The sequence below is a fragment of the Acidovorax sp. LjRoot204 genome (genome assembly GCF_056175785.1).
The window spans coordinates 1-20,131 of sequence record NZ_JBGFFF010000059.1 but is presented as its reverse complement, the minus strand read 5'-3'; the positions used below and the strand labels follow the sequence as shown (position 1 = coordinate 20,131).

The 20,131-nt window shown below is 65.7% G+C and carries 20 protein-coding genes; 4 read left to right on the top strand and 16 right to left on the bottom strand.

Annotated features, from left to right (window positions below; all coding sequences use genetic code 11):
- Window positions 1–17 precede the first annotated feature (17 nt).
- Together trkA and AC04MI_RS12425 are read right to left on the bottom strand one after the other, a co-directional pair.
- Window positions 18–1,481, bottom strand: coding sequence for a Trk system potassium transporter TrkA (gene trkA, locus AC04MI_RS12430; protein WP_192418992.1), 1,464 nt, complete (start codon window positions 1,479–1,481; stop codon window positions 18–20).
- A 60-nt stretch (window positions 1,482–1,541) separates the two neighbouring features.
- Entirely contained in the window at window positions 1,542–2,822 is a 1,281-nt protein-coding gene (locus AC04MI_RS12425) for a glutamate-5-semialdehyde dehydrogenase (RefSeq protein ID WP_476497885.1), read from the bottom strand.
- A 46-nt stretch (window positions 2,823–2,868) separates the two neighbouring features.
- Between AC04MI_RS12425 and AC04MI_RS12420 the strand changes: the two genes are divergently transcribed.
- Window positions 2,869–3,207 carry a hypothetical protein gene (locus AC04MI_RS12420; protein ID WP_235511529.1) on the top strand — a complete coding sequence of 113 codons (339 nt, stop codon included), beginning with the start codon at window positions 2,869–2,871 and terminating at the stop codon, window positions 3,205–3,207.
- A gap of 376 nt (window positions 3,208–3,583) precedes the next feature.
- Here the strand turns inward: AC04MI_RS12420 and AC04MI_RS12415 are convergent, their stop codons facing one another.
- Window positions 3,584–4,957, bottom strand: coding sequence for an NAD(P)/FAD-dependent oxidoreductase (locus tag AC04MI_RS12415; RefSeq protein WP_476497884.1), 1,374 nt, complete (start codon window positions 4,955–4,957; stop codon window positions 3,584–3,586).
- Entirely contained in the window at window positions 4,930–5,985 is a 1,056-nt protein-coding gene (gene holA / locus AC04MI_RS12410; RefSeq protein ID WP_476497883.1) for a DNA polymerase III subunit delta, read from the bottom strand. Before holA ends, AC04MI_RS12415 begins: the two co-directional genes overlap by 28 nt.
- Window positions 5,986–6,173: 188 nt before the next feature.
- Between holA and rocF the strand changes: the two genes are divergently transcribed.
- Window positions 6,174–7,151: an arginase gene (gene rocF / locus AC04MI_RS12405; protein ID WP_056068081.1), complete on the top strand. Its 978-nt coding sequence runs from the start codon at window positions 6,174–6,176 to the stop codon at window positions 7,149–7,151.
- A 127-nt stretch (window positions 7,152–7,278) separates the two neighbouring features.
- Here rocF and AC04MI_RS12400 read toward each other — a convergent pair whose 3' ends face one another.
- The 6 genes from AC04MI_RS12400 to AC04MI_RS12375 form a co-directional block, all read right to left on the bottom strand.
- On the bottom strand, window positions 7,279–7,776 hold the full coding sequence (locus AC04MI_RS12400) for an LPS-assembly lipoprotein LptE (protein WP_056068079.1): 498 nt from the start codon (window positions 7,774–7,776) through the stop codon (window positions 7,279–7,281).
- Window positions 7,777–7,780: 4 nt separating this feature from the next.
- Entirely contained in the window at window positions 7,781–10,474 is a 2,694-nt protein-coding gene (gene leuS, locus AC04MI_RS12395; RefSeq protein WP_476497882.1) for a leucine--tRNA ligase, read from the bottom strand.
- Between the two features lie 99 nt (window positions 10,475–10,573).
- Complete coding sequence (locus AC04MI_RS12390) at window positions 10,574–11,026, bottom strand: ExbD/TolR family protein (protein ID WP_436076854.1); 453 nt, start codon at window positions 11,024–11,026, stop codon at window positions 10,574–10,576.
- Window positions 11,027–11,049: 23 nt separating this feature from the next.
- Complete coding sequence (locus AC04MI_RS12385; RefSeq protein ID WP_436076853.1) at window positions 11,050–11,730, bottom strand: MotA/TolQ/ExbB proton channel family protein; 681 nt, start codon at window positions 11,728–11,730, stop codon at window positions 11,050–11,052.
- 13 nt (window positions 11,731–11,743) lie between these two features.
- Entirely contained in the window at window positions 11,744–12,583 is an 840-nt protein-coding gene (gene dapB, locus AC04MI_RS12380) for a 4-hydroxy-tetrahydrodipicolinate reductase (RefSeq protein WP_108498733.1), read from the bottom strand.
- Between the two features lie 63 nt (window positions 12,584–12,646).
- Entirely contained in the window at window positions 12,647–13,210 is a 564-nt protein-coding gene (locus AC04MI_RS12375; protein WP_056068072.1) for an outer membrane protein assembly factor BamE, read from the bottom strand.
- An 89-nt stretch (window positions 13,211–13,299) separates the two neighbouring features.
- Here AC04MI_RS12375 and fur point away from each other — a divergent pair, with 89 nt between their 5' ends.
- Window positions 13,300–13,716 carry a ferric iron uptake transcriptional regulator gene (gene fur, locus AC04MI_RS12370; protein ID WP_056068069.1) on the top strand — a complete coding sequence of 139 codons (417 nt, stop codon included), beginning with the start codon at window positions 13,300–13,302 and terminating at the stop codon, window positions 13,714–13,716.
- A gap of 119 nt (window positions 13,717–13,835) precedes the next feature.
- Here the strand turns inward: fur and hprK are convergent, their stop codons facing one another.
- From hprK to AC04MI_RS12350, 4 genes are all read right to left on the bottom strand, one after another.
- Window positions 13,836–14,792, bottom strand: coding sequence for an HPr(Ser) kinase/phosphatase (hprK, locus tag AC04MI_RS12365; protein ID WP_056068067.1), 957 nt, complete (start codon window positions 14,790–14,792; stop codon window positions 13,836–13,838).
- Window positions 14,793–14,836: 44 nt separating this feature from the next.
- Complete coding sequence (locus AC04MI_RS12360; RefSeq protein WP_056068066.1) at window positions 14,837–15,304, bottom strand: PTS sugar transporter subunit IIA; 468 nt, start codon at window positions 15,302–15,304, stop codon at window positions 14,837–14,839.
- 113 nt (window positions 15,305–15,417) lie between these two features.
- Window positions 15,418–15,753: a ribosome hibernation-promoting factor, HPF/YfiA family gene (gene hpf / locus AC04MI_RS12355; RefSeq protein ID WP_015016131.1), complete on the bottom strand. Its 336-nt coding sequence runs from the start codon at window positions 15,751–15,753 to the stop codon at window positions 15,418–15,420.
- 243 nt (window positions 15,754–15,996) lie between these two features.
- Complete coding sequence (locus AC04MI_RS12350; protein ID WP_436076852.1) at window positions 15,997–17,226, bottom strand: MFS transporter; 1,230 nt, start codon at window positions 17,224–17,226, stop codon at window positions 15,997–15,999.
- A gap of 220 nt (window positions 17,227–17,446) precedes the next feature.
- On the opposite strand from AC04MI_RS12350, the gene AC04MI_RS12345 reads away from it, so the two are divergent.
- Window positions 17,447–18,370, top strand: coding sequence for a phosphoribosylaminoimidazolesuccinocarboxamide synthase (locus AC04MI_RS12345; protein ID WP_099731883.1), 924 nt, complete (start codon window positions 17,447–17,449; stop codon window positions 18,368–18,370).
- Window positions 18,371–18,412: 42 nt separating this feature from the next.
- Here AC04MI_RS12345 and AC04MI_RS12340 read toward each other — a convergent pair whose 3' ends face one another.
- Window positions 18,413–19,276 carry a YbaY family lipoprotein gene (locus tag AC04MI_RS12340; protein WP_436076851.1) on the bottom strand — a complete coding sequence of 288 codons (864 nt, stop codon included), beginning with the start codon at window positions 19,274–19,276 and terminating at the stop codon, window positions 18,413–18,415.
- A gap of 20 nt (window positions 19,277–19,296) precedes the next feature.
- A partial coding sequence (locus AC04MI_RS12335; protein ID WP_476497881.1) for a tetratricopeptide repeat protein occupies window positions 19,297–20,131 on the bottom strand: 835 nt, incomplete at its 5' end.

Sequence of the window (20,131 nt, the reverse complement as noted above, 5' to 3'; positions counted from 1 at the left end):
CGCAGCTCGGTGCCAGGTCAGAAAAAAGTCGCGCTCACGCGGAAGAGCTTTTCCACATCGCGCACCAGCCGCTTGTTGGGCAGGAAGAACACCACGTGGTCATTGCTCTCGATCACCGTGGCGCTGCGCGGGATGATGACCTCGGGCTCGCGCAGATCGGCAGCGGGTGCACCCGTGGTTTCCGACGCGTCAGGCAGACCGCGCACGATCAGGCCGATGTGCACATCGCGCGGCAGTTGCAGGTCACTGACCTTGCGGCCGACCACGCGCGAGCTTTTGCGGTCGCCGCGCGCCACGATCTCCAGCGCCTCGGCCACACCACGTCGCAGGCTGTGCACGGCCTGTACGTCGCCCTGGCGCACATAGGCCAGCAGCTCGCCCAGCATGGCCTGCGCGGGCGACAGCGCGATGTCGATCTGCGTGCCGTGCATCAGATCGGCATAGCTGCGCCGGTTGATGAGGGCCAGCACCCGGCTCGCGCCCATGCGCTTGGCCAGCAGGCAGGACATGATGTTGTCCTCGTCGTCGTCGGTGAGCGCGAGGAACAGGTCCACCTCCTCGATGCCTTCGTCACCCAGCAGGTCTTCGTCGGTGGTGTCGCCCTGCAGCACCAGCACCTCAGGCGGCAGGGCCGACGCCAGCTCCACGCAGCGGTCCGCGTGGTCCTCGATGATCTTGATGTGAAAACGCCCGCCCGCCTGGCTGAGCTGCCGCGCCAGCCGCAGACCCAGCCGGCCGCCGCCCGCAATCATGATGCGGCGCACAGGCTGGAGCTGCTGGGATGCCGGGCGGTGCAGAGCGGCCAGCACGTTGGCGATGTGCTCGTGCGCGGCCAGCACGAACACCTCGTCCCCCGGCTCGACGCGCGTGCGGCCGTCGCAGGCGATGAATCGGTCAGGCTCGTCGGGGAAGCGCCGGTAGATGGCCACCATGCGCATCGCCAGCTCCGGCGCACTCTCGCGCAGCGCGCCGATGGAGTGCCCCACCATCGGAGCCCCCGCACGCGCCCGCACCGACACCAGGCATGCGCGGCCTCCGGCAAATTCGCGCACCTGCATGGCCTCGGGGTACTCGATGAGCTTGCCGATGTAGCGGGTCAGCGATTCTTCGGGGCAGATGATGCGGTCCACCGCAAACCCCTCGGGGCCCACCAGCCGCTCATGGGCCTCGAAGCCTGTGGTCCGCACCCGCGCAATGCGCTTGGGGATGTTGAACAGCAGCTGCGCGATCTTGCAGCACACCAGGTTGGTCTCGTCCTGCGCGGCGCAGGCGATCAGCAGGTCGGTGTCCTCGGCCCCCGCCTCGGCCAGCACGGCAGGCTCGATGCCGTTGCCCACCACCCCGCGCAGATCAAACCGCGACTCCAGGTCGCGCAGGCGCGCGGCGTCGGTGTCGATGACGGTGATGTCGTTGCGCTCGGACACCAGGCTGTCTGCCACGCTCTGGCCCACGCGGCCGGCGCCGAGGATGATGATTTTCATATGAAATAAGCCGCAAGCGCTAGTCGAACATGCGCCAGCAGCTATCGTTTCAGGAGCACATCAGGCCCGCACCTCACCTTCGCCCAGCACCACGTACTTGAGCGAAGTGAGGCCTTCGATGCCCACCGGGCCCCGCGCATGGAACTTGTCGGTGCTGATGCCGATTTCGGCGCCCAGGCCGTACTCGAAACCGTCGGCAAACCGCGTGCTCGCGTTCACCATCACGCTGGCCGAATCCACCTCGCGCAGGAACTGCTGGGCGTGCATGTGGTCGCGCGTCAGGATGGCATCGGTGTGGTGGCTGGAATAGCGGTTGATGTGGGCGATGGCTTCATCCACCCCCGCCACGATCTTCACGCTGATGATCGGGGCCAGGTATTCCTCGCTCCAGTCCTGCTCGGTGGCGGGCACCAGGTGGGCACCTGGCACCGACTGCAGGATGGCCAGCGACTCGGGGCAACCGCGCATCTCCACGCCCTTGGCGGCATACACCGCGCCGATCTTCGGCAAAAACTCTGCCGCCACGCCGCGTGCCACCAACAGACCTTCGCTCGCGTTGCAGGGACTGTACTTGTTGGTCTTGGCGTTGTCGGCCACCTTGACGGCCATCGCGATGTCGCAGGGGTCGTCCACATAGGTGTGGCAGTTACCGTCCAAGTGCTTGATCACGGGCACCTTGGCATCGCGGCTGATGCGCTCGATCAACCCCTTGCCGCCGCGCGGGATGATCACGTCCACAAACTGCGGCATGGCAATGAGCTGACCCACGGCCTCGCGGTCGGTGGTCTGCACCAGTTGCACCGCGTCCTGTGGCAGGCCGGCCTCGGCCAGCGCCTGCTGTACCAGCTTGGCCAGCGCCTTGTTCGAMTCRATSGCCTCCGAGCCGCCGCGCAGGATGCCGGCGTTGCCGCTCTTGATGCTGAGGCTGGCCGCCTCGATGGTGACGTTGGGRCGGCTCTCGTARATCATGCCGAASACCCCRATCGGCACGCGCATCTGSCCCACGCGGATGCCGCTGGGCTGCTGCTTCATGCCGAKGATCTCGCCRATSAYGTCGGSCATGSCGGCMAGCTGCTCGCAGCCCTCGGCACAAGTCTCCAGCACCTTGGGGGTGAGCTTGAGCCGGTCCACCATCGGGCCCGCCAGCCCATTGGYCACGGCGCGCTCCAGGTCTTTGGCATTGTCGACCTGCAGCGCAGCCACGTTTTCGCGCAGCAACCGGGCCAGCGCTTTGAGCGCTTTGTTTTTGATAGCTGCTGGCGCTTTGGCCATCAGCGCAGAGGCCGTTTTTGCCTGGAGACCGAGAGAGTACGTGTATTCAGCGACGTTGAGGGCGTTCATCCTGCGATTTTGCCGCACTTGGTATCGGCCCGGTGGGCGCGGGCCCATGGCTGCTTTACCCTCGGGTGTATCACCCATCCTGGCCCCGCCCGGCTACGCCATGACCGACACCGCCCACACCCAGCTCACCACCTTCATCCAGGCCCTGCAAGCCTTTGAAAGCGGCGACCACACCGCCGCCACCCTCAGCACCCTGGCCCGCCAGCAAACCACCCTACTCGCCGCCCTGCCCCCGCGCTACAGCGAAGTGCTGCTGAACCTGCTGGACCGACTGGAATCGAGCGCGCTGTTTTCGGAAGAAAGCTGCTCGTTCAGCCAAAAGGATCTGGTGGCGAACTTGACGATGTGGGCTGAAAAAGCACAGGGCACATTGAACGCTGGCTGACCACTCCGGGGCCGAGCAACGCGACGGCCCGAGTGGCTGTTCGTTTCCCATCCCCTCTGTATGCGCCGAGGAGCGCAGCGGCCAGCGGGTCAGGGCTCGCGACTGTCTGAGCGCAGCGAGTTTGAGCGAGACCCCGCTGGACGCGAGCACCGCAGGTTRCCCGAAGCGAAGCGCAGGGACGCAGACAGTGGGGTCGCCTTTCTTTTGGGTACTTTTCTTTGGCGAAGCAAAGAAAAGTACCTCGCCCGCCGGGGCGACAACCCGGCTCCCGCCGTGCGCACAGGCATGCCACCAAATCAGCGAGCAAGCCCCGACAACCACTCCTAATTTAATAGCTTTCAGTGCTTATCTCACAGGCACTAGAAGCCAAAAATAATCAAACCTCCGCCCGCCCCAACCACTTCTCCCGCGCAATATACGCCCGCACCCCCAGCCCCATGAACGGCTGCGGCGGCATGCGCGTCGGCCCACCCAAAGCCAAGGCATGCGCCAACAACGGATGGTCCTGCCCCAGCGCCAAATCCGCTRCCAAAGCCCCCAGCGCAGTGAACTTCACCACCCCCGCCCCATTGCACCCCGCCACGCCATGCACCTGCGGGGCCAGCCGCCCCCAGCGCGGTGCGCCATTGCGGGTGATGGCAATCGAGCCTTCCCAGAAATGCTCCAACGCCACATCACCCAGCTGCGGAAAACGCGCCGCAAACACGGCCGCATGCTCGCGCCGCACGCGCTCGCGCACCGCAGGCCTGACGCGGAACTGCGGCGCATATTCAAAGCCCTGGCGCACCAGAATGCGGTGGTCGTCCGTGTAGCGCAGCGTGGCCCCCGTGACGGCGCTGGCGGGCGTCACGCCCCAGCCCTCGGGCGCGCCCAGGCGGCTGCGTTGCTCGGGCGTGAGCGGGGCTGTGAGCGAGCCAAAGGTGACCAGCGGAAACGTCTCCGCACCCCAGGCGCTGCCAAACAGCCCCAGCTGCTGCGCAAACCCATTGGCCGCCAGCAACAGTTGCGGCGCACGCACACAGCCCTGCGGGGTTTGYGCCACCACCTTGCTGCCTGACAGGTCCAGCCGCTGCACCGGCGTTTGCTCGTACAGGGTGACGTTGGCGGGCAGCGCATCGGCCAGGCCCCGGCACAGCGCGGCGGGGTTGAGCAGCACGGTGCCCGGCGTGTAGAGCCCGGCGGCAAAGTAGCGGGTGCCCAGGCGCGCGGCCAGGGCGTTGCGGTCCAGCAATTCATGCGGCGCCCCCAGGGCGCGCAGCTCCTGCACATGGTGCTGCAGCGTGCGCTCGGCAGCGGGCGACACGGCGCAGTGGTACTTGCCTGCGCGGCGCCACTGGCAGTCGATGCGGTGCTGCGCCACCAGCAGCTCCAGGTCGTTCATGCCCGCCGTCAGCAACGCCTGGTAGTGCGCGGCCTGTCGCAGTTCTTCGAGCGAGCTGCCGATGTTGTGCGGCACATCAATAGCAAAGCCCGAGTTGCGGCCCGATGCGTTGTTGCCCACGGTGCCTGCATCCACCACCACGATGTGGGCGTGCGGGCGCAACTCGGCCAGGCGGCGCGCGGCGGCCAGGCCCGCAAAGCCCGCGCCCAGCACCAGCCAATCGGCCTGCATATCGCCCAACAGCGCAGGGCGCGGCGTGCGCGGGGGCAGGATGGCGGACCAGCCGTTGGTGGCGTCGTCGTTGGGCAGGCGCAAAGGCGGGGAGGCAGCAGCGGCCGCCATCACCGTGCCGCGCTGGTCAGGCGGCACAGCTGAAAGGCCAGGCGCTGCAGGGCCTGCCAGCCGTCTTGCGGCCAGTCGGGCTGCTTGAGGCCTTTGACGATGCCATCCACCGTGTGGGCCGACTGCAGCAGGCGCGCCAGGGCCGCATCGCTGGCCTTGGGCAGGATGCGCTCGAACAGCCGCTCCTTGGGGCCCCAGATGCGGTTCTCGCGCAGCGCCATGGGCAAGGGGCGGCCGGCGTTCATCGCGTCTTTCACGCGCTTGAGGGCGCGGATGTCTTCGGCCAGCGCCCAGTGCACCAGCACCTCGGCCTCACCCTCGGCCTGCAGGCCGTCGAGCATGCGCTGCACGCGGGCCGTCTGCCCGGCCAGCACCGATTCGGACAGCTTGAACACGTCATAGCGGGCCACGTTGAGCACAGCGGCTTCGACCTGGGCTTGCGTCAGCTCTCCGGCGGGGTGCAACAAAGCCAGCTTCTGGATCTCCTGGTGCGCGGCCAGCAGGTTGCCTTCCACGCGGTCGGCAAAAAACTGCAGGGTGCGCTGGCCTTCCTCCCCCGCGACCACACGCTGGCCCTGCGCGGCCAGGCGTGCTGCGATCCACTGCGGCAGTTGGCCGCGCTCGATGGGGTCGATCTGAATCGACGTGCCGTTACCCTCCAGCGCGGCAAACCAGGCACCGGTTTTGGTGGCTTTATCGAGGCGCGGCAGCATGACCATGGTGAGGGTGCTGTCGTTACCCCGGGCCGATTCGGCGATCTGCTGCAGCGCCACGCTGCCGTCCTTGCCGGGCTTGCCCGAGGGAATGCGGATCTCGACGATCTGCTTGTCGGCAAACAGGCTGAGTGACCCGCCTGCCGCCAGCACCGCACTCCAGTCGAAATGGGCACCGGCCACGGTGTAGCTGCTGCGCTCGGTGTAGCCCTGGGTGCGGGCGGTGGCGCGGATGGCGTCGGCCGCCTCTTGCTGGAGCAAGGGCTCGTCGCCATGCAGGACGTAAAGCGGCGACAGGCCCCGTTGAAGATGCTGAGAGAGTTGGGCCAGGGCGACTTRCATGCGGCAAAGTTTATCGCCTAGGCAGGCCCGGCATTGCGCAAATTGCCAGCGTATGCCCTCACAGTGCACAAGAGAGGTCACGAACCGATCAGCTACGGCGCTGTTCATTGGCGCCCAAAGCCCTGAGAATTCCCCCGGGCGCCCGCGCCCTTCCCGCTCACTACCATACCCCAGAAAGTCAGACCGCCATGCCCCCCACCGCCCTGCGCAGCGCCCAGCCCACCAGCCTGATCGGCGCCCCCACCGACATCGGCGCCGGCGCGCGCGGCGCCTCCATGGGGCCCGAGGCCTTGCGTGTGGCCGGCCTGCAGGCGGCGCTGGAGTCCCACGGGCTGCAGGTGTTTGACCGGGGCAACCTGAGCGGGCCCGCCAACCCCTGGCAGCCGCCCGTAGACGGCTACCGGCACCTGCCCGAGGTGGTGGAATGGAACCAGCGCGTGTTCGACGCGGTGTATGCAGAACTGCAGCTGGGCCACCTGCCCATCCTGCTGGGTGGCGACCACTGCCTGGGCCTGGGCAGCATCAGCGCCGTGGCCCGCCATTGCGCGGAGGTGGGCAAAAAACTGCGGGTGCTGTGGCTCGATGCCCATGCCGACTTCAACACCAGTGCACTGACCCCCAGCGGCAATGTGCATGGCATGCCCGTGGCCTGCCTGTGCGGGTTTGGCCCCGAGGCGCTGACCGGGCTGGCCCGCATGCCGGGCGGTGGCCCGGCTCTGCACCCGTCGCAGATCCGGCAGATCGGCATCCGCAGTGTGGACGCAGGCGAAAAGCGCTTTGTGCATGAGCAGGGCCTGGAAGTGTTCGACATGCGCTACATCGACGAGGTGGGCATGCGCCAGACCATGCAGCAGGCGCTGGCCGGTCTGGATGCGCACACCCACCTGCATGTGAGCTTTGATGTGGACTTTCTGGACCCCGACATTGCCCCCGGGGTGGGCACCACGGTGCCTGGTGGCCCCACTTACCGCGAGGCGCAGTTGTGCATGGAGATGATTGCCGACAGCGGGCGTTTGGCCTCGCTGGACATTGTGGAGCTCAACCCCGCGCTGGATGTGCGCAACCGCACGGCCGTGCTGGCGGTGGACCTGGTGGAGTCGCTGTTTGGCAAGAGCACGCTGATGCGCGTGCCCTCGCACGGCCAGGGGCCGACGCTGAGCGCGTGAGCGCGCACATTCTTAGAGCAGCTCACAAAACTCAGCAAAGCGGCCATGGCCAGGCGTTTCGCCGCAGGCAGTACGACCAGTACGACTAGCCGAGACAACAACGCCAGGGGAGTTCTGTGAGCTGCTCTTAGCGCTTGGCTGCTGCGAGCCGGCGCATGAGCTGCTGCACCAGGTCGGTCCGCATGTCGCGGTAGAGCAGCGCCTCTTCGGCCTCCTTGGCCAGCGCAATCGTTTCGTTGTAGCTGATGTCGCGCTGCTGAAGCAGCTCTGTGTCCGGGATCAGCTCCACGCCGGTGGGCGTGCGCAGGCGGAACTTGATACGCAAGCGCAGTTGCAGCTCGCGCACCTGTCCCGACGCATTGAGGCCCACCACCACACGCTCCTGCTGCTCCTGCAGCAGATCGAAGATGGCCTCTGCCGTTGGCATGCTGGCCGGGTCGCGCAGCAACTTGAGCTGGCTGCCCGATCCGTCGAGTGTGCGCTGCAGCTCACGCGCCAGCGGCGAGCTGGCAGGGGCCGCGATGTAGAGCGAGCCAAATCCGAACTCCGGCACGCCACGCAGCCGGAATCCGCAGGCAGACAACAGGGCCACCGGGGCCAGGCTGAGCAGTGTGCGTTTGTTCATGGGGTCAGACCACCACGTTCACCAGACGACCTGGCACCACGATCACGCGCTTCGGATGAGCGCCTGCGGCCTGGGCCACAAAGGCCTCGCTGGCCAGCGCAATGCGCTCGATCTCGGCCTTGTCGGCCTGGGCGGGCACATGGATGGATCCGCGCAGCTTGCCGTTGACCTGAAGCATGAGTTCGATCTCGTCCTGCACCAGGGCGCCGGCATCCACCTGCGGCCAGGGCGCATCGAGCAGGTCGCCCAGCGCACCAGCGTAGCCCAGGCCCGTCCACAGGCTGTGGGCGATGTGGGGCGTGGCGGGGTACAGGCAGCGCAGCAGGATGCCAAAGCCTTCGATCAGCGCCACCTGGGCACCGGCCGAGTCCATGGCCTTGAAATCTTCGAGCGCGTTGATCATCTTCATCGCGCCGGAGACCACGGTGTTGTACTGCATGCGCTGGTAGTCGTAGTCCACCTGCTTGAGCACGTTGTGAATCTCCAGGCGCAGGGCCTTGGCCTCCTTGCCAAACTGTACGTCCTGCAGGCTGCTGGCGCCCGCGACGCTGGCCATGGCGGCGTCGCGGTCGATGGCCGAGAGCTTGAGACCGAAGTTCCACACSCGGCGCAGGAASCGGTAGCTGCCTTCCACCGCAGCGTCGTTCCACTCCAGCGTGGCTTCGGGCGGCGCGGTGAACATGGTGTACAGGCGGGCCGTGTCGGCGCCGTACTTCTCGATCAGGTCCTGCGGGTCCACGCCGTTGTTCTTGGACTTGGACATGGTGCCCACGCCCTCGTAGTCGATGGGTGTGCCCACGGGCAACGTGCCGTCGCCGCTGGTGGCTTCGTTCTTGAGCTTGGCACCGATGATCTTGCCGCCTTCATCGAGCACATGCTCCACGTCGTGCGGCCAGAAGTAGTCCTTGCCGCCCTTGGCGGTGCGGCGGCTGTAGATGTGGTTGAGCACCATGCCTTGTGTGAGCAGCTTGGTGAAGGGCTCATCGACCTTGACCAGGCCCAGGTCGCGCATGACCTTGGTCCAGAAGCGGGCGTACAGCAGGTGCAGGATGGCGTGTTCGATACCACCGATGTACTGGTCCATCGGCATCCAGTAGTCGGCACCACCGGCCACCATGGCGTCCGCATTCTTGGGGTCGCAATAGCGCATGAAGTACCACGAGCTGTCCACGAACGTGTCCATGGTGTCCGTCTCGCGGCGGGCAGCCTTGCCACACACGGGGCAGGTCACGCCCGCGTGGAAGCCTTCGTGCTTGTGCAGCGGGTTGCCCGAGCCGTCGGGGATGCAGTCTTGCGGCAGCACCACGGGCAGGTCTTTTTCGGGCACGGGCACGGCACCGTGCTCGTCGCAGTGGATGATCGGGATCGGCGTGCCCCAGTAGCGCTGGCGGCTCACGCCCCAGTCGCGCAGGCGCCAGGTGGTCTTCTTCTCGCCCAGGCCCTTTTGCTCCAGCGCATGGGCCACGGCGTTCACGGCTTCCTTGTACGACAGGCCGCTGAAGCTGTCGGAGTTGATGGTGACGCCGCGCTGCTTGTCGCCATACCAGTCGTTCCACCGGTGGTAGTCAAAGTGCTCGCCATCGACCAGCACAACCTGCTTGATCTCGATGCCGTACTTGAGGGCGAACGCGAAGTCGCGCTCATCATGGGCAGGCACGCCCATCACGGCGCCGTCGCCATAGCCCATCAGCACGTAGTTGCCGACCCAGACCTCGACCTTTTCGTCGGTGAGCGGGTGCGTGACGAACAGGCCCGTGGGCACGCCCTTTTTCTCTTGCGTGGCCAGCTCGGCCTCGGTGGTGCCGCCGCTCTTGCACTCTTCGATGAAGGCTTGGAGCGCAGGGTTGGTTTTGGCGGCATGTGCGGCCAGCGGGTGCTCGGGCGCCACGGCGCAGAAGGTCACGCCCATGATGGTGTCGGCGCGCGTGGTGAACACGTACATCTTGCCGTCGCCGATCGGCGCACCGTCGTCGCCCGCGATGTCGTGCGCGAACGCAAAGCGCACGCCCTCGCTCTTGCCGATCCAGTTCTCCTGCATCAGCTTCACGCGCTCGGGCCAGCCGGGCAGCTTGTCGCCCGTCACAAAACCCAGCAGCTCTTCAGCGTAGTCGGTGATCTTGAGGTAGTAGCCMGGGATCTCRCGCTTCTCGACCGTGGCACCGGTTCGCCAGCCCTTGCCGTCGATCACCTGCTCGTTGGCCAGCACGGTCTGGTCSACCGGGTCCCAGTTSACSACCTGSGTCTTGCGGTAGGCAATGCCCTTTTCSAGCATCTTSARRAACAGCCACTGGTTCCACTTGTAGTASYYGGGRTCGCAGGTGGCSAYCTCGCGGCTCCAGTCGATSGCCAGGCCCATGGCCTGSATCTGCTTTTTCATGTASKCGATGTTYTCGTASGTCCACTTGGCCGGYGGCACGCCGTTCTTSAGCGCCGCGTTYTCGGCYGGCAGGCCGAAGGCGTCCCAGCCCATGGGCATCAACACGTTGTAGCCAATCATGCGCAGRTAGCGCGTGAGCATGTCGTTGATGGTGTAGTTGCGCACGTGGCCCATGTGCAGCTTGCCGCTGGGGTASGGCAGCATGGARCAGGCGTAGAACTTCTTCTTGCTCGTGTCTTCCGTCACGCGGTAGGCGTCGGTGGCGGTCCAGTGGTCGTGCGCCGCGCGTTCGACGTCTTGGGGAGAGTATTTGTCTTGCATGGGAGCTCGGGGGTGAGAGAAGAGTGCAGCCGCAGGGCCGCGCTGCAGGGATTTTAGGCGGTCAGGGACTGGCACCGGCGTGCCAGCAGCCGGGGTGGGTCAGCGGGACGGGGCTGGAGACGCAGGCGACACAGGATTCGCCGCAGGTTCGGCCACAAATCCGATGCGCTGCAGCCCAGCCAGGTGGGCCGCGCCCATGACTTCGACCACGCGGCCATAGGGCACGGCAGCGTCGGCGCGCAGTTGCACCTCGGTGTCCGGGCGCTCGGCACCAATGCGGCGCAGGCGCTCGGCCAGAGCGGCCTGAGAGAGGGGTTGGTCATCCAGAAACGCTTGGCCCGAGGCATCGACCACCAGGGCGACGAATTGCGGGGCCGTGCCGGGCGTGGCGCCATCGGTGCGCGGCAGGTCCAGCCGGATGGAGCTGGCCAGCAGCGGCGCCGTGAGGATGAAGATCACCACCAGCACCAGCATCACGTCCACCAGCGGCGTCATGTTGATGTCGCTCATGGGCTGCGGCCCGGTGGTGCGTTCGAGTCTTCCGAAGGCCATGGCGCGGTCAAGCTTTCTGGAGCTCAGGGCCGAGGATCGGCGGGGGCAGAGGTGTCGATGACCAGCTCTCGCAGATCGCGCGCAAACCCTTCCAGGTCCGCCTCAATGCGCCCGAGCAGGCGGCCAAACACGTTGTAAGCCAGCACGGCAGGGATCGCCACGGCCAGCCCGGCCGCCGTCATGACCAGGGCCTCGCCCACGGGACCGGAGACGCGGTCAATGGTGATCTGCCCCGCGCCTGCCATGGCCGTGAGCGCATGGTAGATGCCCCAAACCGTGCCCAGCAACCCTACGAAGGGCGCCGTGGAACCCACCGTGGCCAGCAGCACCTGACCAAACTGCAGGCGTCCCAGCACATCGTGCAGGGCATCGCGCAGCACCCGCGTGAGCCGCTGCGACAGGCTGCCTGCCGTGGCCAGCGTGGGCTGGGCCATGCTGTCGTGATTCGCTATCAARTTTGCAGCAACCACCAAAGGAAGCACTAGCGCATCCCGGTCAAAAGACAGCAAACGTTGCTGCGCGAGGGCCAGCGAGGGCGCCTGCCAGAACGCGGCCGTGCAGCGGGCCACGTCGGCACTGGCGCGGCGCATGAGCCGCAGCTTCCACACAATGACCACCCAGCTTGCCACCGACATGGCCAGCAAGACCAGTGCCGCGCTTTGCGTCACGGCATCGCCCTGGCGCCACCAGTGGAGCGCGTCCATGGGAGTCGGCGGATCAGTGCAAGCCCAGCACGTCGAACATGTCGAACATGCCAGTCTTGTGGGCCGCCAGGAAGCGCACAGCGCGCAAGGCGCCCTGCGCGTACGTGGCGCGGCTGGAGGACTTGTGCGTGACCTCGATGCGCTCGCCGATGCCCGCAAACAGCACGGTGTGGTCGCCCACGATGTCGCCACCACGGATGGCAGCAAAGCCGATGCTGGAGGGGTCGCGCTCGCCCGTCACGCCTTCGCGGGCGTACACGGCGCAGTCCTTGAGGTCGCGGCCCAGGGCCTCGGCAATCACCTCGCCCATCTTGAGCGCGGTGCCCGAGGGTGCATCGACCTTGTGGCGGTGGTGGGCTTCGATGATTTCGATGTCGTACCCCGTGGCCATGGCCTTGGCGGCCATTTGCAGCAGCTTGAGCGTGACGTTCACACCCACGCTCATGTTGGGCGAGAACATGATGGCGGTGCGCTGTGCGTAGGCGTCGAGTTCGGCCTTTTGTGCATCGGTGAAACCGGTGGTGCCGATGACGGCCTTCACGCCCAGCTGGCTGCACACGGCCAGGTGGGCCAGCGTGCCCTCGGGGCGGGTGAAGTCAATGAGCACCTCGGCGTTCTTCAGGCCGGCCGCCACGTCGGCCGTGATGGCCACACCGCTGGCATAGCCCAGAAAGGCAGTGGCGTCCGAGCCGATGGCCGGGCTGGCGGCCACATCCAGTGCACCGGCCAGCACGCAGTCGTCGCTGGCGCGGATGGCCTCGATCAGCATGCGGCCCATGCGGCCCGAAGCCCCGGCGACGGCTACACGGAGGGGGGATGCCGCGGGAGCCGCAGGCGAAGAAGTCGCGGTCATGAAAAGGTCCTGTTCATTGATAGGGCAGCCAGCGCACCGGGCTCACTGCCAGGGCCGCAAGGTTCAGCGCGCGGGCGCTTCAAGCGGCGGGTAACTGGTGGCGGCAGGCAATGCCGGCGGTGTGGCCGCTGCTGGCGCGGGGCGCTCCTTGACCGGGTACTTGGCCAGTTGCTCCGGCGTGGCTTCCAACGCCGGCACCTTGCCCTTGGCACCGTCGCGCGCACCCAGCGTGGCGACGAACTCGGTCTCGGTCGGCATTTCATCGCCTTCGGAGCGCTCCAGGGCATCGCCCTTGAAGAACACGGTCAGCTTGCGGGTCTGAATCTCTTCGCCAGGGCGTTTGAGCGTGAACACGTACTCCCAGCGGTCCGCATGGAACAGGCTGGTGACCAGCGGCGTCCCGAGAATCTCGCGCACTTGCTGGCGGCTCATGCCGGGCTGCAGGGCTTCAACCTGCTCGCGGGACACGAAATTGCCCTGCACCACGTCCACCCGGTAGGGCTTGACGATGTTGGCGATGCGGCTGCTGGCGCCATCCAGACTGCCGCAACCGGTCAGGGCGGCCATGCTGGCACCGATCAACACAACCAGGCCCAGACGGGCGCTGTAACGGGCTTGGACGGGCATGGGTAAAAGGCCAAAGGATATGATCGTCCCATTGTAGCGGCAGCCCCTCCAGACCCTGAGCCGGTTGCCCGCCCCCGAAAGAGCCAGCCATGACCAATATCGACGAACTCAAAAGCACGGGACTCAAGGCCACACTGCCCCGACTGAAGATTCTGGAGATTTTCCAGAAGGGCGCGCAGCGCCATATGACGGCCGAAGACGTGTTCCGCGTGCTGCTGGAAGAGCGCTCGGACATCGGCCTGGCCACCGTGTACCGGGTGCTCACACAGTTCGAGCAGGCTGGCATCCTGATCCGCAGCAATTTCGAGAGCGGCAAGGCGGTGTACGAGCTCAACGAAGGGCAACACCACGACCACTTCATCTGCACTTCGTGTGGCAAGGTGGAAGAGTTTTACGACCCCGAGATCGAAAAACGGCAGCATGCGGTGGCCAAGGCCAAGGGCTGGCTGGTGCAGGACCACACCATGGCGCTGTACGGGCAGTGCGCCGACTGCGCTAAGAAATGACTCCCCCCTGAGCCACCTTCGGCGTCTCCCCCCCAAGGGAGACGCTCCCGGCGCGGCGCGGCGGCCCTTGCGCGGGAGCCCTGGTATGGGCCGCGCCAGTTTCGGTGGCCTGAGCGCCGCTAGCCGCCCGTATCGCGCTCCATGGCGCGGCGATGGCGTTCGACAAACTCTTGGTAGGTGTCGATGCCGCGCAGTTGCAGGATGGTGTTGCGCACGGCGGCCTCGACCAGCACGGCGATGTTGCGGCCGGCGACCACCTGGATCACGACCTTGAGCACCGGCACGCCCAACACGTCCTGCGTGAGCGGCTCGTAGGGCAGACGCTCGTAGTCACGCTCCAGCGTCTCCTTGCGCACCAGGTGCACGATGAGCTTGAGGCGCATCTTGCGGCGCACCGCCGTCTCGCCAAAGATGGCGCGGATATCGAGCAAGCCAATGCCGCGCACTTCCAGCAGGTTTTGCAGCAGCTCGGGGCACTTGCCCTCGATGGTCGTCTGGTTGATGCGGAACAGGTCCACGGCATCGTCGGCCACCAGGCCGTTGCCGCGCGAGATCAGCTCCAGGCCCAGCTCGCTCTTGCCCAGGCCCGACTCGCCGGTGATCATCACGCCCAGGCCCAGAATATCCATGAACACACCATGCATGGTGGTGCGGTCAGCGAAGTGCTTGGACAGGTAGGCGCGCAGCACGTCGATGACAAACGCCGACGACTCGTGCGTGGAAAACATCGGAATCTGCGCGCGCTCGCACATCGACACCAGCGCGTCGGGTGCGGTCTGGTTGTCGGCCAGCACCAGCACGGGGGGTTCCAGCGTCACGATACGGGCGATGCGACGCTTGCAATCGTCAGGGGAGGCGTTGCTCAGGTACGCAATCTCGCGCTCGCCGAGGATCTGGACCCGGTACGGATGGATGTAGTTGAGATAGCCGACCAAGTCAGCGCCGGAACGCGCGGAGCGCACAGCCACTTCGTCAAAACGGCGCTCGGAGGCTCCGAGACCTGCCACCCACTCCCACTTCAGGGGGCCGCGAAATTCCTCGAAAAGAACATCGGCGCTGACAACATTGGGCTTCACGGCAGGTCAGTCAGGGTGATCAGCGCAGGCGGCGGGGAAAGCACTCAGGCCGTTTGGGTGGATTGCCAGCCCGCGATCATGCCGTGCAGTTCGGCGGCATCAGCGCAGGCCTTGAGCTTTTCGCGCAATGCAGAGTCGCTGAGCAACTCGGCAATCTCGGAGAGGATTTCCAGGTGTTTTTGCGTGGCCGCCTCGGGCACCAGCAAAAAGATCAGCAGACCCACCGGCAACTCGTCCGGCGCATCGAACCCAATGGGATTGAGCAACTGAAACACGGCCGCCATCGGGGCCTTGAGGCCTTTGATGCGCCCATGGGGAATGGCCACGCCATGACCGAGACCGGTGGAGCCCAGGCGTTCGCGTGCAAACAGACTGTCGGTGATCAGCGCCCGGGAGAGGCCGTGCTGGCTCTCGAACAGCAGACCCGCTTCTTCAAAAGCACGCTTCTTGCTGGTGGCGTCCACGCTCACAAGCACTTGAGCGGAGGGCAGGATGGAGGCGAGTCGGTTCATGGTCAAGGGTAACAATTATGCACATATTGGCGAAAACCCTGAGCGCGGCGCGTCAGGCAACAAAAAAACCGCCCGAGGGGGGCGGCTGCTGTGCCAGGCTCAGGGCTGGCGCATCAAGCGTGCAGTTCGCGCTTGGCGGCTTCGTGGTGGTGATCTTGCAAACGGTCCTTGTGGCGGACCACCTGACGGTCCATCTTGTCGACCAGTTCGTCCACAGCCGCATACAGGTCGGCGTGGGAGCTTTCGGCAAACAGGTCGCTGCCCTTCACGTGGATGTTGCATTCCGCTCGCTGTCTCTTTTCCTTTTCCTTTTGCTTCTCTACCGTCAGCAGTACCTTGACATCGACAACTTGGTCAAAATGGCGGGTGATCCGGTCCAGCTTGGTGGTGACGTAGTTGCGCAAGGCGGGAGTAACTTCGAGGTGGTGACCGCTGATCGTCAAGTTCATAAATAAGTCTCCTGTGGCTCTCGGTGGAAAAACGCCGTCCTGGATCAGAGGAGCGGCTCGGCGAACTTGGATGCATCTGTTGTTGACGTCGTGGGTTCACTATGCCCCTGCCCTCCCTGAAATGCAATCCCATACCGCCGCAGGCCGCTGGGTTATGCCCGGCAAGGTGCCAAGCACCCGAAAAGCGCGCACAATGGACGGATTGAAGGGGCTGGCCAAAGTGCAGCGCAAACCCCTCCCTTGTCACCGTGCCGACGGCACCGCGCCATGCAGCGTGAGGCGCCCCACCACCAGCATCGACAGCAGGCTGGCGCCGATGCCCACCAGCGCAGCCACCCAGTAGTTCTGTACCAGCCCCTGCGCATCGCGGCTGATCAGCACCCCTCCCACAAAAGACGCAACACCCATCGCCGCCGATTGCACGGAGGCGTTCAGCGTCATGAAGGTCCCCCGCAAAGGCGCGTGCGCCGCAGAGGCAATGATGGCCATGCCGGGAATCATGCGGCCACTGACAAAGGTGAACATCAGCGTGGACACCATCAACACACCCCACAGCGGCAACCCCTGCACCAGCGTGATACCCAGGATGCAGGGAAGGCCTGCGAGGGCCAGCCACCGGAAGGTGGGCACCTTGCCATGCCGGTCTGTCATGCGCCCGAACAGGCGTGCCGTGAACAAGGTCACCACCCCGCCGCACAGGTACACCAGCGGAACCTGATCGGCGCGCACACCCGCATTGGTCTGCATGTAAATGGTGATGTAGGGAATCACCGTAAAACCTGTAAACATCAGCAACGCCGAGAACAGAAATGCCCACCGGTGGTTGCCATCCGCCARCACCTGGGTGATACCGCTCAGCACAGACCGCCCGTTGGCAGCCTGGACATGGCCCGCCATGGTCGGTAGCGTGCGGGCCGCCTGCACGGCCAGCACTCCCACCATGGCGGCAATGCCAATGAACGGCAGGTTCCAGCCCCCGTACTGCGCGAGGATCAGCCCCAGGGGCACGCCAGCCACCGTGGACACGGAAAACGACGTCATCACGATGCCCATGGCACGCCCGCGCCGCTCAAAGGGCACCACGTCCGCCACGATGGTCTGCGACAAGGCCGACAGCACGCCGCCAAAAGTCCCCGCGAGAATGCGTGCCACCATCAGCGTGCCGTACGTGGGCGCGAGGCCACAGGCCAGCGTCGCCAGCCCAAACAGGCCATAGAGCACCAGCAGAAGCCGCTTGCGACCGAAGCGATCGATGTAAGTCGAAGCCAGCAGGCCTGACGCCCCCGCCGACAGCGTGTAGGCAGACACCAGCAAACCAAACTGCGCGTCGGTGATCGCAAACAGCTGCGTGAGCTGCGGGCCCAGCGGCATCATGATCATGAAATCCAGGATGTGGGTGAACTGGATGCCTGCCAGCGTCAGCAGCAGCCACAGTTCGCGGCGGGGGGAAAGCTCAGGCGTAGAAGAAGACACAGCAGACGGCCGCAGGGGCCCAGGCAGGTTCAGGGCCGCCCAGTGTGCCGCATGCCTGCCCGGAACACACCCTTCTCGGCGCATTCCCCGCGGAATCCGCCGCCCTTCAGAGCGGCGCGTAAAATCCACCGGTTGCGCCCAGGCCTCCCCTGCCGCGCGCCCCTTTCCCCTACGTTCTTCGGACTGCCCGCAGCGGACACCCACCGCCCACACCGACACCATGACCCAGCCCAGCTCCACCGCCCTGCACACTTCGGCCCTGACTTCGCTGCCCCTGCTGGCACGCGGCAAGGTGCGTGACAACTACGCCGTGGGCGACGACCGCATCCTGATGGTGGCCAGCGACCGCCTGTCGGCCTTCGACGTCATCATGGGCGAGCCTATCCCCGGCAAGGGCGAGCTGCTCACCCAAATGGCCCTGTTCTGGTTCGACAAGCTCGGCCACATCTGCCCCAATCACCTCACAGGCGACGCACCCGAGAGCGTGGTGAGCCCCGAGGAAGCCCCTCAAATCCGTGGCCGCTCGATGCTGGTCCAGCGCCTCAAGCCCATCCCGGTCGAAGCCGTGGTGCGCGGCTACCTGGCTGGCAGCGGCTGGAAGGAATACCAGGAATCGCGCTCGGTCTGCGGCGTGCCCCTGCCCGAAGGCCTGACCAACGCCGCCAAGCTGCCCGAACCCATCTACACGCCCGCCGCCAAGGCCGCCATGGGCGAGCACGAYGAGAACATCACCTTCGAGCGCACGGTGGAGATGATTGGCCTGGACCTGGCCACCCGCATCCGCGATCTGAGCATTGCCATCTACAAGGCCGCGGCCGACATCGCGCTCACCAAGGGCATGATCATTGCCGACACGAAATTCGAGTTTGGCCTGGCCCCTGACGGCACGCTGGTGCTGATGGACGAAGTACTCACCCCCGACAGCTCCCGCTACTGGCCAGTGGAGGGCTACGCTGAAGCCCTGGCCAAGGGCGAGAACCCCCCCAGCTACGACAAGCAGTTTGTGCGTGACTGGCTGGAGCAGGCCCAGGTCAACGGCAAGCCCTGGGACAAGACCCCTCCATCGCCCCGCCTGCCCCAGGCGGTGATTGAAAAGACGGCGGCGAAGTACCGTGAGGCCCTGGAGCGACTGACATCGGCATAAATCTGCTGTGGGAGTGGCACCCGCCAAAAGCCCCTTTGAAGCCTAGCCCGGCAGCGTTTCGACGGCTTCAAAACGCAGCAATTGCTCGCCTTCGGCCCCCCGTAGCAGGAGCTGCGTGCCGACCTGGCGAAAGCCCCGCACCGCCAGCAGCGCCTCAAAATACTGGGTCTCTAGCCCACTGCTTTGCAGGCACAAGCTGATGTTGGACACGAGCTGCCCCATGCGTAGGTGTCCGCTCTGAGGTTGCAACTCATAGTCGGCGAGAAAGCGGTTGCAGCCGCCCGAGCCTGCCACCCGCGGCTCATCTGCCTGGAAAACCAGATGGGGCACCGACACACCATCGGCAGGGCGGGATAGGGCCTCCCCAGCCATTTCGACGAGCCGCCAATGGGTCAGCAGCAGGGGCACGGACGCCTCCACAGTGGCAGCCAGCGGCAGCAGCCGCTGCATTTGAACATCAACATGGCGGTACGCCGCGTCCTGCGGCACGGGGTAGCGCCTGTCGCTGGCCAGAAGCAATCGCCCCTCCAAGGTGACGGTGGTTCGCACCTCATAACGCCCCTTGGGCACAAACCGCGCAGAGGGGTAGGGAATCCACAGCGCGTAAGGGGGCTGACCTGCAGGTTGGCGGCGCTGCCGCCCCAAAACGACGGGCGGCTGGTCTGGCTGGGTCACATCCAGCAAAGTGGCCTCAAAAACAGCCTCGGGCGGCAGCATGACACGCTCTCGCGAAAGCGCCACCCCCGTAACCACGGCGTCTGGAGCAGGGGGACGCGTCACGCAACCAGTCACCCCCAGTATCCACACCAAAACGCCGCTATAGAGCCCGCGGCGTAGACAGCCTAGACGTGCCCCATTGCGCCAGGGTGGCAATTGGATGGAGAGCGCCTGCGTCGCGCCGTTCACCACTGCAACCTCTTGAGCCCTCAGCTCAGCACCACACTCGACAACCGCCGGCGGTAGGTGGCCACCACCGGGTCTTCGGGCGGGATCTGGCCCTCGGCGACCTTGGGCTTGGGTGCCTCGATCAGTTCGAGGATGGCGACGTAGGTCTTGCGGGCGATCTCTTCGCTCCACGCCTTGTCGCGCATGAGGATTTCGAGCAGCTCGTCCATGGCGTCGGTCCAGCGCTGCTGGGTGATGAGCCAGCGGGCGCGGGCATAGCGGGTGTCGAAATCCCGCTTGTTCGCGGTAATTTTTGCCTCAAATCCGGCCTCAGCGCTAGCGTCATATGCGCCAGACGCTACAAAATCAAGAGCATCTATCCAGGTCTTGAGTGCCCCCAGCTTGCGCGACATGGCGGCCTTGGCAATCACGGGCGCAAAAGCCACCTTGGCATCGTCCTCGCGCCCCAGCTGCAGCAGCAGCTTGACGTAGTCAAAGCGCGCGTCATCGTTGGCAGGGTCGGTCACGACGGCATGCTGCAGCTTCTCCAATGCGGTGCCGGTATCACCTTCGGCGAGAGCTTCCTGCGCCTCTTCTTCCTCGGCCTCGGCCACCATCTCCTCAGCGGTGGGGACGTGCTTGTCGAGGAAGGCGCGTACCTGGCCTTCGGGCAAAGCGCCCATGAAACCATCGACAGGCTGACCGTTCATCAGCAGCACGCAGGTAGGAATGCTGCGGATACCGAACATGCCCGCCAGCTGCTGCTCCTGGTCGGAGTCGATCTTGGCGAGCTTGAAGCGGCCCGCGTATTCCGTCTCCAGCTTCTCCAGCACCGGCCCCAGGGACTTGCAGGGGCCACACCAGGGGCCACACCAG